Source organism: Cetobacterium sp. ZWU0022, from assembly GCF_000800875.1.
Lineage (GTDB): Bacteria > Fusobacteriota > Fusobacteriia > Fusobacteriales > Fusobacteriaceae > Cetobacterium_A.
On sequence record NZ_JRJZ01000070.1, the window covers coordinates 1 to 12,731 of the forward strand.

At 29.7% G+C, this 12,731-nt stretch carries 12 protein-coding genes and 1 pseudogene; 8 read left to right on the plus strand and 5 right to left on the minus strand.

Features of this window, described 5'->3' with window-relative positions:
• Window positions 1-73 precede the first annotated feature (73 nt).
• The 3 genes and pseudogenes from L988_RS05815 to L988_RS05825 all read left to right on the plus strand — a co-directional run.
• Window positions 74-904: pseudogene (locus L988_RS05815) on the plus strand (RNA-guided endonuclease InsQ/TnpB family protein); the annotation flags it as partial.
• Window positions 905-1,292: 388 nt separating this feature from the next.
• Window positions 1,293-1,760 carry a GNAT family N-acetyltransferase gene (locus L988_RS05820; protein WP_047382504.1) on the plus strand — a complete coding sequence of 156 codons (468 nt, stop codon included), beginning with the start codon at window positions 1,293-1,295 and terminating at the stop codon, window positions 1,758-1,760.
• Window positions 1,761-1,827: 67 nt separating this feature from the next.
• Entirely contained in the window at window positions 1,828-2,727 is a 900-nt protein-coding gene (locus tag L988_RS05825) for an aldo/keto reductase family oxidoreductase (RefSeq protein ID WP_047382505.1), read from the plus strand.
• Window positions 2,728-2,778: 51 nt separating this feature from the next.
• Here the strand turns inward: L988_RS05825 and L988_RS05830 are convergent, their stop codons facing one another.
• Genes L988_RS05830 through L988_RS05840 form a run of 3 tightly spaced genes read right to left on the minus strand, consistent with a single transcriptional unit; the run spans window position 2,779 to window position 4,334 of the window.
• On the minus strand, window positions 2,779-3,489 hold the full coding sequence (locus L988_RS05830) for a 2-phosphosulfolactate phosphatase (RefSeq protein WP_047382506.1): 711 nt from the start codon (window positions 3,487-3,489) through the stop codon (window positions 2,779-2,781).
• A gap of 23 nt (window positions 3,490-3,512) precedes the next feature.
• A complete protein-coding gene (locus tag L988_RS05835; RefSeq protein ID WP_047382507.1) occupies window positions 3,513-3,959 on the minus strand; it encodes a DUF134 domain-containing protein in 447 nt (148 codons plus the stop codon).
• A 3-nt stretch (window positions 3,960-3,962) separates the two neighbouring features.
• Window positions 3,963-4,334, minus strand: a complete 372-nt coding sequence (locus tag L988_RS05840; protein ID WP_047382509.1) for a NifB/NifX family molybdenum-iron cluster-binding protein — start codon at window positions 4,332-4,334, stop codon at window positions 3,963-3,965.
• 165 nt (window positions 4,335-4,499) lie between these two features.
• Here L988_RS05840 and L988_RS05845 point away from each other — a divergent pair, with 165 nt between their 5' ends.
• From L988_RS05845 to L988_RS05865, 5 genes are all read left to right on the plus strand, one after another.
• Window positions 4,500-6,164: an FAD-binding protein gene (locus tag L988_RS05845; protein ID WP_047382511.1), complete on the plus strand. Its 1,665-nt coding sequence runs from the start codon at window positions 4,500-4,502 to the stop codon at window positions 6,162-6,164.
• Between the two features lie 122 nt (window positions 6,165-6,286).
• A complete protein-coding gene (gene murQ / locus L988_RS05850) occupies window positions 6,287-7,201 on the plus strand; it encodes an N-acetylmuramic acid 6-phosphate etherase (RefSeq protein ID WP_047382512.1) in 915 nt (304 codons plus the stop codon).
• Between the two features lie 21 nt (window positions 7,202-7,222).
• On the plus strand, window positions 7,223-8,587 hold the full coding sequence (locus tag L988_RS05855) for a PTS transporter subunit EIIC (protein ID WP_047382514.1): 1,365 nt from the start codon (window positions 7,223-7,225) through the stop codon (window positions 8,585-8,587).
• A gap of 24 nt (window positions 8,588-8,611) precedes the next feature.
• On the plus strand, window positions 8,612-9,682 hold the full coding sequence (locus L988_RS05860) for a DUF871 domain-containing protein (protein WP_047382515.1): 1,071 nt from the start codon (window positions 8,612-8,614) through the stop codon (window positions 9,680-9,682).
• Window positions 9,683-9,715: 33 nt separating this feature from the next.
• Complete coding sequence (locus tag L988_RS05865) at window positions 9,716-10,561, plus strand: MurR/RpiR family transcriptional regulator (protein WP_047382518.1); 846 nt, start codon at window positions 9,716-9,718, stop codon at window positions 10,559-10,561.
• 49 nt (window positions 10,562-10,610) lie between these two features.
• Here L988_RS05865 and L988_RS05870 read toward each other — a convergent pair whose 3' ends face one another.
• Both L988_RS05870 and L988_RS05875 read right to left on the minus strand, forming a co-directional pair.
• Window positions 10,611-11,723 carry an alpha/beta hydrolase gene (locus tag L988_RS05870; RefSeq protein WP_231549789.1) on the minus strand — a complete coding sequence of 371 codons (1,113 nt, stop codon included), beginning with the start codon at window positions 11,721-11,723 and terminating at the stop codon, window positions 10,611-10,613.
• 137 nt (window positions 11,724-11,860) lie between these two features.
• On the minus strand, window positions 11,861-12,731 hold an 871-nt coding region (locus L988_RS05875), incomplete at its 5' end, for a LysR family transcriptional regulator (RefSeq protein WP_156111931.1).

Genomic DNA, 12,731 nt, shown 5'->3' on the forward strand with positions numbered 1-12,731 from the left:
GAAATCTCCTATTATTTAGCTATTTTTTATTTTTTGTAATCTACCAGCTGAGTAGTTACCTAATTTTTTTCAGAAAAGAACAGCTTTTCCTAAGTTCAAATCTAAGAAAACAGCTAGAAAATCATACTCTACAAATAGTGTTAATAACTCTATTAGGATTGAAAATAACTGTATAAAGCTTCCTAAATTAGGATTAGTTAGAATTAAACTTCATAGAAATATACCTCAAAATTATAAAATTAAATCAGCTACCATTAGCCAAGAACCTAATGGGGCTTTTTACATTTCTATTCTTACTGAATTTCAAAGAGATATAAAAGAAGTGTCGAGCGATAATAATATCGTTGGGCTCGACTTTTCTATGTCTGAATTATTCGTTAGCTCTGATAACCAAAGAGCTGATTATCCTAGATTTTTCAGAAAATTAGAAACTAAATTAGCTAAAGCTGGAAGAGAGCTATCAAGAAAAGTTGAATTCTCAAGTAGTTGGTATAAAGCTAAATTAAAAGTTGCTAAAATTTATCAATCTATTAAAAACAGTAGAAAAGACTTTCTTCACAAATTATCAAGAGAATTAGTTACAAAGTATAATGCGATAATACTTGAAGATCTAAATATGAAAGGCATGAGTCAGGCATTGAACTTTGGTAAATCTGTCGCTGATAATGGGTGGGGCATGTTCACAGTTATGCTTCAATACAAGGCTATGTTTTTAGGAAAGCAAGTAATAAAAATAGACAAGTGGTTTCCATCTTCTAAAACTTGTTCTTCTTGTGGTAATATAAAAGACTCGCTTTCTTTAGGTGAGAGAGTATATAGCTGTGAATGTGGTCATACTATGGATAGAGACCTTAATGCAAGTATAAATATTCGTGAGGTTGGTAGAAGTCTACTAGCCTATTAAAATATATATCAGGGTAGGAACTACCCATTGAGCTTGGTCAATATACTTAACACTAGTTAGGTACTTTCCAAGAAGCTCCCAGTTCTACAAGTGGGAGTAGTTCACGAGGTCCTCTAAGCCAGAATTGATCAAAATTTAATGCGAATATTTTTAAAGATAAAACTAGAAAAATATTTAAAATATAAAAACTTCTTTTGTTAATAATTTTTTTGACTCCTTTTAAAATAATCTGTTTTTATTGTATCCTAATTATTAAATATTATCAATAAAGTTTATTAGAAGTATGAATTTTCTGTAAAAATCAAATAAAAAATTATATTTTATAAAATAAATATGTTATTCTATAAAACATAATTTTAAATAAATTTTATATGAAAAGGGGGTAGTCATGATTATAAAAAAAATGTCTGAATCAGAAGCTAGAGAAGTGGTTTCTTGGAAATATGAGGGAAGATATTCTGTTTATAATTATCCAACTTGGAAGGAGTTGTGTGAATTAAAGTGGGGAATTGTAATAAAAGAAAAAAGAGAAAAAGAATTTTATACAGTATTTGATAAAGAAAAAGTTTTATATGCTTATATACGTTTTCAAAAAAAAGATGAATATTATTTAATTGGATTAGGTTTAAAGCCTGAAGTATGTGGTAAGGGAGAAGGGGATATTTTAATGGAATTAATAAAGAATATAGCAGCTCTTTTAAATGAAAATATAAAATTACTAAAGTTAGAAGTTAGAACATTTAATAAGAGGGCGATTAAATGTTATCTAAAAGCAGGTTTTAGGTATGAGAGTAAATATTTTAAAACAACGATAACAGGAGTAGAAGAATTTTATACTATGTCTTTAGAATTATAAAAAATTGACAAAAAGACTAGTTAGAGAATATACTTAGTTATAACAAAACGAGTTAAGGGGAGATAAAATGAAATTTACAGATTTAACTGATAAACTAAAAATGTCGAAGATAGCTTTAGGATTTTGGCGTTTAAATGATTGGGGAATGACATCGAGTGAATTACTAAACTATATAGAGTCAGCTCTTGAGATGGGTGTAACAACATTTGATCACGCGGATATATACGGAGGCTATACTTGTGAAAAGATTTTTGGAGAAGCTTTAGCGTTAAAGCCTGAATTAAGATCAAAAATGCAATTAGTTAGTAAAGTTGGAATAAAACTAGTATCACCAAATATGCCGGAAAATGTATATCGTTGCTATGATACGAGCTATGATCATATAGTAAAAAGTGTTGAAAAATCTCTTAAAAATCTGAATACCGAGTACTTGGATTTAGTTTTAATCCATAGACCTGATATGTTCATGGATGCGGATGAAACAGCTAAGGCATTAACATATTTAAGAGAGTCAGGAAAAGTTTTAGAGTGGGGAGTTTCTAATTTCTTACCATCAGATTTTAATCTTTTACAAAGTAGGTTAGATTTTAAATTAGTAACTAATCAAATAGAACTATCACCATTAAAAACTGGACATTTTTATGATGGAACGATAAACTTAATGCAAGAAAAAAGAGTGTCAATGATGATATGGTCACCTTTGGCGGGTGGAGGTATTTTTACTGCAGATACAAAAGAAGCGTTAGAGCTGAGAGAAGTATTGAGTAGATTAGCTCAAAAGTATACTTGTCCTATTGATACGATAGCATATGCTTGGCTATTAGCTCATCCAACAAATATGATTCCAATTTGTGGAAGTGGAAAAATTGATAGATTGAAATCAGCTGTAAAATCTTTAGATGTTCAATTGACTAGAGAGGAATGGTTTGAAATTTTCATAACAGGAATGGGAAAAAATATACCTTAAATATAAAAAAGACACCTTTTTAAATTTTAATTTAGAAAGGTGTCTTTAAATTTATTTTATATTTTTAATGATACCATCTTTATAAAATGGAATAACTTCGCAAATATCTTTTTGAATACAATATTCCAAATCATTTTCATATCCAATACTTTTCAGATAACTATAATGTTTACTATTTTTTAGAGTATCTTTTATATTATCAGATAAATCAGCCAATATTTGTAAGGACAATGTTGCATCATCTGCTTTTATTTTGATTTGCTTAGAAATTTTATTTACAATCATTCCAGCACAAAGAGCATCATCTAAAGAGAATTCATCATCTGTTCCGGCACAAAGGATAACAGTATCTTTTCTATCTTTTAATAAAATATTTGCAACTGCAGAAAGATTCAGATACGAAGCGATATAAAGGTTATCATAACCTTGTGCATTTTGAATAGCTCTTGTCCCGTTACTTGTAGTCATAAAAATATTTTTTCCAGATATTTTCTCTTTTACAAAATCTAACGGTGAATTTCCAAAATCGAATCCATCTATTTTAAGTCCTTTTCTCTCGCCTGCAAGAAGTCCATTGTTATTTAAAGAACATGCTTGTTTTGTGTCATCAATATTTTCAAATGGGAAAATAGATTTTGCACCATTTTTAATGGCAGTTACCATAACAGATGTAGCTCTAAGAACATCAATTACAACTACATTTTTTCCTTCTAAGTCTTCATTAATAATGTCTTTTGCAGAGTTTAAAATTTTTATTTGCATAATATTTCTCCCAATTGATTAGTTTAATCTTTTATATTTAACTTACATACTTTCTTACATTTTATTTTTTTCTTTGTACAGAAAATATTCTCTGAATTACAACTAGGACAAGCTTCTAAATCTTTTTTTAGAGTTGGAATAAATGTTTGCCCACAAGAGTTACAAATAAATTGACAATGTGGTGTCTTGAAATCTCCACCTCTCAATTCAATTCCATAACCCATAATCAAAGCTTCAGTAACTTTAATTCTAGCTGAATTTAATATATTTTGAAAAGTTTGCCTAGAAACTTCCATTTTTTCAGCACACTCTTCTTGAGATAAATTTTCTAAATCTTTTAATCTTAAAGCTTCTAACTCTTCAATTTTTATTTCGTTAAAATGAATGTTACAATTACTGCTTCCTTCTGGTATAAACTTGGTTTCAGTTGGTATAAACTCTACACTTCTAACTTTCGTAGGTCTTGCCATAGTTTATTTCCCACACTTACAGTTACAAGAGTGGCCACTAGAATGGTGATCTCCATGATGATGAGAATGGCTAGTACAAATAGCATCTCCATTAACTAAAATCTGTCTAAAAAATCCATCAGCAATATCATCACAAAATCCTTCTAATCCAGAAAAAACTTTTATATTTAAAGATTTTAAATTGTTTATAGCTCCTTCACCAATTCCACCACAAGCAACAAAATCTACTCCTAATTCTTTTAATTGTTTAGGAATTTCACCGTGTCCCTTACTTAGATAGTATTCTTTATTAGTTCCATCATAAACAAAGAAACCTTCTGCTCTTCCAAAATGTTGACTAATTCTATTATTTTCTGAAACAACTGCGATTTTCATAAAACACCTCACTTAAAGTTTTTAGCATATGCCACAATTAGATAATAGTTTTTTTAGAACAAAAAGTCAAGATATATTTAAAAATTAATTTTTATTTATAGATTGAAAATTACTTGAAATTGTAGTTTAATAAGAAATATCGAAGAGAATAAACGGGGGTTTAAAATGAATAGAAAGAAAATATTAAATGCAGATATAGTTGTGGTAGGAAGTGGAATAGGAGGATTGGTTGCTGCAAAAAAAGCAACCGATCAAGGATTAGAAGTTTTACTTATAACTAGTTCTAAAATGTGTGGTGGAGCAAGTTATTTTCCTTTGAAAGGAACTTTAGGAATTCAAGCTACATCAGGTGAGTTTTATGAAAAAGATAAATTACTTTTTACAGAGGATATAAGTAGAGTAGGTCTTGGAATGGATAATCCACATATGGTAAAAGAATATATCGAAAACATTCAAGAGAGTATTGGTTTTTTAAATGAAATTGGTTTTACTCCTTGGCTAAGAGCTGATAAAAGACCGGCTTGTTTTGCAAAACACCCTAGAGATATATATTTAATAAAAGATTGGGAAGAAGCAAGAAAACAAGCACAAATTATTTTTTCATCAATACCTAATCTTAAAATAGAAGAAGAGTTTAAAATAATTAAAATTTTAAAGGAAAATAATTGTATTAGTGGAGCTATATTTAAAAAGAATAATGAAGAGTTATTATTAGTTAATACTAAAGCTATAATTCTTGCGACAGGAGGAATAGCAGGACTTTATGAAAATAATCTATATCCAGAAGATGTTGATGGAATAGGACATATAGTTGCTTTAGATGCTGGTGCAAAAGTAACGAATATGGAATTCATACAATTTATTCCAGCATTTATAACACCTAAGTATAATACACTTTATGGAGAACATACGGCTAAATATGTTACAGGAATGTATGATTTATTTGGAAAATTGATATATCCAGGAGTAGAAAATAGTGACACAAAAAAAATGTGGGAAGAAAGAAGCGAATATGCACCATTTAGTTGTGATTTTAAAAGTTCTGAGATAGATTTAACTATGATTGAATCGATAAACAATAGTAATAAAGGTGTCGAATTAAAATTTAGTAAAGATTTATATAAAGATTCAGGAGAGTTTTATGTAGTTTACTTAAAATGGTTAAAAGAAACTATGGGAATAGATATGTGTAGAGATAAGATTGTACTTGCTCCATTTGCTCATGGTTGTAATGGTGGAATTTTAGTTAGTGATAGTGGTGAGACTTGTGTAAATGGATTATATGCAATTGGTGAGTTATCATCAAGTGTAGAGGGTGCAAATCGTTTGGGTGGAAATTCTGTTGGAGGAGCTTTAGTTTTTGGAAATAGAGCGGTATTAAAAGCTAAAAAGTATATTGAAAAATTAGATATTCAAAAGTTTGATACTGATAAAAACTTAAAAGAATTTGAAAAATGGTTAGATGAAATCTTACCTTTTCAAACTCAAGTCAATGAAATAAAGAGTAGAGATAAGATTATTTTAGAATTAAAAAAAATTATGGGGGCACATGGTGGGATAAAAAGAGATGCTAAAAACTTAGAAGATGGGATTTTAAAATTAGAAAATTTGAAACAGTATTTCAATTATGATAAGGAGACTAAAATTGATTATATTGATATATATTTAAAAATTGAAGTTGCAAAATTACTTTTAAAATCAATGTTAGAAAGAAATGAAAGTAGAGGAGCTCATTATAGAGAAGATTATCCTGAAAGAGATGAGAATATCTATAGAGTAGTTATTTCAATGAAGAATAACAACTTAATCATAGATAAAATAAGAGTTTAAAAATCAAATACAAGAAACGTTATTTCTTTTTATAAAAAAAATATTGAAATAACGTTTTAAAAATGCTATTATTATTTCATAATAAAAAGTGATTTAAACTTTAACATTTTGGAGGGATAGTAGTGAAAAAAGACAGATTAAATTTAAAAAGTTTAACAACAGAGAGTAGAAATCAAAATACTTTAGATATAGATAGAGTTTCTACAATTGAAATGGTAAAAAAAATAAATGATGAAGATAAAAAAGTTGCTGAAGCAGTAGAAAAAGAGTTACCTCAAATAGCAGCGGCTATTGATGAAATTGTTGAAAGATTAAAAAAAGGTGGAAGACTTATATATATCGGAGCGGGAACATCAGGAAGACTTGGAATTTTAGATGCCTCAGAATGCCCACCGACATATGGTGTTTCAGAAGAATTAGTTCAAGGAGTTATAGCAGGTGGACAAGAGGCAATATTTAGAGCTCAAGAGGGTGCGGAAGATTCAAAAGAGTTAGCTGTGAATGACTTAAAAAAGAAAGATATAACAGAGTTAGATGTAGTAGTGGGATTGGCTGCGTCAGGTAGAACACCATATGTAATAGGTGGATTAGAATATGCTAATGAAATAGGAGCACTTACAATTTCGGTAACTTGTAATGCTAATTCAGCTGTAGCTAATACGGCAAAAATAGCTATCTCTCCAGTTGTAGGACCAGAAGTTGTGACAGGATCAACAAGATTAAAATCGGGAACAGCTCAAAAATTGGTTTTAAATATGTTATCAACTGGATCAATGATAAAATTAGGTAAAGTTTATGGAAATTTAATGGTTGATGTGCAATCAACAAATGAAAAATTGGTTGAAAGAGCAAAAAAAATAGTATCAGAAGCGACAGGAGTAGATACAGATACAGCAGCAGAATATTTAAATGAAACAAAATCAAATGTAAAATTAGCAATATTTATGATTTTATCAAAATTAAATTTAGAAGAAGCAAAAAATAAGTTAGAAAAACATGATGGTTATATTGCAAAAGCTTTAAATGATTTAGATTAATATTGATAAGGGGAGAGAAAGATGACAAATAAAGAAATTGCTCAAGAGTTAATTGGTTTAGTTGGTGGAAAAGAAAATATATTATCTGTTCAAAGTTGTATGACTCGTTGTAGATTCGAGCTTAAAGATTATTCAAAAATTAATATGACTTCTCTTGAAAAATCAGAGGGAGTTTTAGGAGTTGTTGAGGCCGAAGGGCAACTTCAGGTTATATATGGACCTGGAAAAGTTAGTAAAGTGACAGCTGAGGTAAAAAATTTGATTGGAATAAATGAAACTAAATTTGGTGAAGATGCTGTAAAAGAAACAAAAGAAAAACTTAAAGCAAAAAATGATACCGCTGTAAAAAATATTTTGAAAAAATTGGGAGCAACTTTTATACCTTTGATACCATTATTTGTTTCGTGTGGATTAGTTTTAGCAATAAATAATATTGCAGGAGTATATTTTGGTGATTCTTATAAATTAACAACAGCAGCAAAAATAATTGCTCTTATAGGAAGTAGTGTATTTTCGATACTTTCTGTTCTTGTAGGTGTGAATGCAGCTAAAGAGTTCGGTTCTCAAATGCCTATGATGGGTGGAGTTCTTGGAGGTATTTTATCTTCTTCAGCTCTATCAGGAATAACTCTTTTTGGTTCTCAATTGACTCCGGGTAGAGGTGGAATCATATCTGTAATATTAGTTGTTATTATAGCATGTTACATAGAGAAGTCTCTGAAAAAAATAGTACCGGATGTTCTAGATCTATTTGTAACACCACTTTTAACGTTGACAATATCGGTGATGGCAGCATTATTAGTTTTACAACCAATTGGTGGATTTATATCTGATTCTATAGGGGTTGTTGTGGCTCAAACATTATCATCTCATAATATGTTTGTATCGGTTTTATCTGGAGCTGTTTCAGGGGCACTATTCTTACCTTTAGTTATGACAGGAATGCATCAAGCACTGACTCCTATTCATGCTGATTTGATAAGTAATGTTGGATACACAGTTTTACTTCCAGTTCTAGCAACAAGTGGAATGGCTCAAGTAGGAGCCACGATAGCTGTTTATAGAAAAACAAAAAATGAAAGATTGAAGAAAACAGCAAAGAATGGATTGGTAGCAGGATTTTTAGGAATAGGAGAACCGTTGATATATGGGGTTACATTACCATTAGGAAAACCTTTTACAGCAGCATGTTTAGGTGCTGGTGTTGGAGGAGCTGTTATGGCATTTTTCAAAGTTGGAGCTGTGGCTTTAGGAGTTTCAGGATTACCTTTGGCATTACTGATAGCTGATGGTAAAATGTTTGTATTTTTGATTGGGGTTGTTGTTTCTTATATAGCAGGATATCTGTTTACAGGATTATTAGGATTTGATGATCCAACTGAATAATAGATATATTAAAGGAGAGAAAATATGTGTTTTGGCTTTTCAGTATATTTCGGTTTAGACAATACAAAAGAGGAGAATATTGAGCTATTAAAATCAGCTTACAAATTAGGGTTTACTAGGATTTTTACATCTCTACATATTCCAGAAGCAAACTATGAAGTTTTAAAAACTGAAGTTAAAGAGTTTTTTAAACTAGCTAAAGAGTATAAGATGGATATAATAAGTGATATATCTCCAAATACATTTAAGTTTTTAGAGTTAGAAAATATGGATTTAAAAGGATTAAAAGAGTTAGGAGTTAAAACTATAAGAATAGATTTTGGCTATACAGTTGAGGAGATATCAACTATGAGTAAAAATAGTTATGATATAGGAATACAACTTAATGCTTCGACAGTGACAAAAGAATTTTTAGAGGAGTTAGATAGATTAAATCCTGACTATAGAAACATAGATGCCCTTCATAACTTTTATCCAAGAGTTAATACAGGAATATCTGAAGAGTGTATGATTCAAAAAAATAGATTTTTAAAAGATCGCAAAATAAAGATATCAGCTTTTGTTCAATCGAATAATAGAAAAAGGAGTCCAATGAAAGATGGACTTCCTACTTTAGAAGATCATAGAGGAGTAGAAGTTAACGTTGCTGCAAATCATCTTTTTGCAATAGGTAATGACGGAGTGTTTATAGGTGATTCTTTACCAAGTTTGAAAGAGTTAGAAGAGCTTTCATCGTTGAATAAAGATGCAGTAGAGTTAAGAATAAAATTGAAAACAAAGGAATCTACATGTATAGAGTTATTAAAGAATATATACTCATCAAGAACAGATTTTGCTAGAGATGCGATAAGAGCAAATGAAAGTAGATTACTTTTGAATGGAAAGGAGATAAAAGCCGATAATACTGTTGATAAAAAATACGGTGATATTACAATTGATAATATTGACTATTTAAGATACATGGGAGAGCTTCAAATCATTTTATCAAATCTTAAAGCAGATGAAAGAACAAATGTGGTGGCATCTATTTTACAAGAAGACCTTTATCTGTTAAAATATATAAAAGATGGTAAAAGATTTTATTTTAAAATCTAATGAGCATCTATATATTTGTAGGAAGTGATTAAATTGAACATATTAGAATATTTAAAGCAAAACTATAATAGTTTTACAGATAGAGAAAAATTAATATCAAAATATTTTCTTGAAAATGAAGAGAGTATTATAAAGTTATCTGCTAAAGAGATTGGTGATTTAACAAATACTTCGGCACCGACAGTTGTAAGATTTTCAAAAAAGTTAGGATTTTCAAGTTTGAATGAATTGAAATTGAATTTAAAACTAAGTTCTAATGTGGCAGAGAAAAGTTCGAGATTTGAATATTTAGATAAAGACCTCAAAACAAAAGATATTATATATGGAGTAAAAGAATCAATAGATAGTGTTATGGAAAAAACTGTCAAATTGATTAATGAGAGTGATTTGGATAAAGCAATCAATTTATTGATAGCTGCTAAAAATATTTATATATATAGTGTAGGTGTTTCTGGATTAGTTGGTCTTGATTTTTACTATAAATTAAATAGAATTAATAAAAGATGTACTCTTCATACTGATACTCATCTTCAAATAACCTCTTCTGTATTGATGGAAGAAGGGGATGTAGCAGTAGCAATATCGTACTCAGGAGAGACAGCTGAAGTATTGACTTGTGTAGAGAATGCTAGAAAAAATAAAATACCAATTATTTCGATAACTAAAGCTAGTGTAAATAATGAGCTAGAAAAACTTTCGGATATAACTTTAAAAATACCTTTTGTTGAAAAGTCTTTGAGAGAGGGAGCAATGAGCTCTAGAATTTCCCAATTGGCTATAATAGATATGTTATTTATAGGAATTGCAAGGGATAATTTTGAAGAGATCGAGAAAAAACTTATTGCTACAAGAGAAGCTGTTAAAAAATTAAGAAAATAAAGTAAAAAGATAGATTCTAATTTTATTAGAATCTATCTTTTTATAAAAACTACTTTAAATTAGTTTTGAAGAACTCTTCTAATTTATCAAATGGAATCTTATTTATATCAAAATATAAATCCACATGATTGGCATTAGGAATAATAACTAGTTCTTTAGGTTCAGCAGCAGCGTTATATGCATCTTGACTAAAATAAAGAGAGTGAGCATTTTCTCCAGCAACAAATAGTATTGGACGAGGTGATATCTCATCAATATATGTTAATAGAGGGAAGTTCATAAATGATAGAGGCATTGTAGCATTCCATGCAGAATTAGAATTTAAAGAATTTTTATGATATCCTAATTTTTCACGGTAATAATCGAAGAACTCTTTTAAAACTGGATGTGGGTTTTCAGGTAAAGATTCAGGTAATATACGATTTGATCCAGGTAAAATATTTCCATTTTCATCAACAAAAATATCATGAGGTCCTGCAGCAAAACTTCCATTTTCGGCATCTATCCAACGTAATTGATTTAAATAATTTAAAACAGCTTTACGTTGAGCAAGGTCATAACGATCTTCTCCATCTCCAACACCATGCCCCATAGCACGACTCATATCATACATAACAGAAGTTGCAACTGCTTTTATTCTTGTGTCCATAGCAGCAGCACTTAATCCCATTCCACCAAATCCACAGATTCCAATAACTCCTATACGTTCACGATCAACAAAAGATTGTAATCCTAAAAAATCTACAGCAGCACTAAAATCCTCGGTATTGATTTCAGGAGATGCTAGGTTTCTAGGTTGACCTCCACTTTCACCAGTGTATGATGGATCAAATGCGATTGTAACGAATCCACGTTCAGCCATTGTTTGCGCATATAATCCAGAAGATTGCTCTTTCACAGCTCCAAATGGTCCACTAATAGCAATTGCAGGGAGTTTTTGACCTGTAATATTTTTAGGAGTATATAGATCTCCAACTAAAGTTATACCATAACGATTTTTAAATGTTACTTTTTTATGATCAACTTTATTGCTCTTTTGGAAAACTTTATCCCAAGTAGTAGTGACAGTAACATCATTCATTTTTACATTTTTTGCCATAGCCACTTCTCCTCCTAAATTTAAAACTAAAACACTCATAAGAGTTAAAAATATCTTTCTCAATTTGACCTCCATTAATATAAATATCTAAAAATTCAACTATTGATTTGAAAATATTATATAATATAGTCTTCAACATATCTAATACTTATATTGAATATACTTTGATGCTTTAAAAGCATATAAAGTATTTTGAAAAATTATATTTGATTAAATTCAATTTGTAAAAATTCTAAGAATTTTTTAGCTGCTTTAGAGAAAACTTGATTTTTCTTCCAAATTATATCTAGATTTACTTCTAAAAGAGGGCTAAGAGGTTTAAAGCACAAAGTACTTTCACATGATGTATTAACAAGTTTATCAAGACAAAGAGCATATCCAAGCCCCTCATCAACCATAAGGGATGCATTAAAGACAAGGTTATACGTTGCGATTATATTTAATTTACTAAGATCTTTAACTCCCCAGCCGGCTATTTGATTTTCAACTAAAGATTGTCTAGAAATAAGAAGAGGTATATTTTCTAAATCAGTTATTTTGATATATTCTTTAGAAGCAAGTTGTGAAGTTTTTTTCATAAGTAATCCCCAAATATCTGTTGTGGGAAATTTTAAATAGTTATAACTTTCTAAATTACCTGGTCCAACTAAAATTCCAAAATCCAATAACCCATTGTCTAGTTTTTCAGTGATATCATCTGCATTACCACTGTATAGATGGAAACGAATATTAGGGTATTTATTTTGTAATTTGATCATAGTCTTAGCAATAAATCTCACAGAATCAGTTTCTCCACCACCAATATATATATCACCACTAATCTCTTCATTCTGATTTTTAAACTCTATTTCAGTTCGTTCAGCGAGCTCTACAATCTCTTCAGCTCTTTTGCGAAACCTAATTCCATCCTCTGTAAGAGTAATTTTTCTATTTTTATTTCCACGAACTAAAAGTTTAGTTCCGAGTTGATTTTCAAGTTCTATAATCTGTCTTGAAAGAGTAGGCTGTGTTATAGGCCTCGCGTCGGTTTTTTTGCGTTTCGGTATCAAATTTAACCTTTTATTTATTCTA

Coding starts and splice junctions, on each gene's coding strand:
- L988_RS05820 (WP_047382504.1), top strand. CDS start 1,293: ATGATTATAAAAAAAATGTCTGAATCAGAAGCTAGAGAAGTGGTTTCT.
- L988_RS05825 (WP_047382505.1), top strand. CDS start 1,828: ATGAAATTTACAGATTTAACTGATAAACTAAAAATGTCGAAGATAGCT.
- L988_RS05830 (WP_047382506.1), bottom strand. CDS start 3,489: ATGCAAATAAAAATTTTAAACTCTGCAAAAGACATTATTAATGAAGAC.
- L988_RS05835 (WP_047382507.1), bottom strand. CDS start 3,959: ATGGCAAGACCTACGAAAGTTAGAAGTGTAGAGTTTATACCAACTGAA.
- L988_RS05840 (WP_047382509.1), bottom strand. CDS start 4,334: ATGAAAATCGCAGTTGTTTCAGAAAATAATAGAATTAGTCAACATTTT.
- L988_RS05845 (WP_047382511.1), top strand. CDS start 4,500: ATGAATAGAAAGAAAATATTAAATGCAGATATAGTTGTGGTAGGAAGT.
- L988_RS05855 (WP_047382514.1), top strand. CDS start 7,223: ATGACAAATAAAGAAATTGCTCAAGAGTTAATTGGTTTAGTTGGTGGA.
- L988_RS05860 (WP_047382515.1), top strand. CDS start 8,612: ATGTGTTTTGGCTTTTCAGTATATTTCGGTTTAGACAATACAAAAGAG.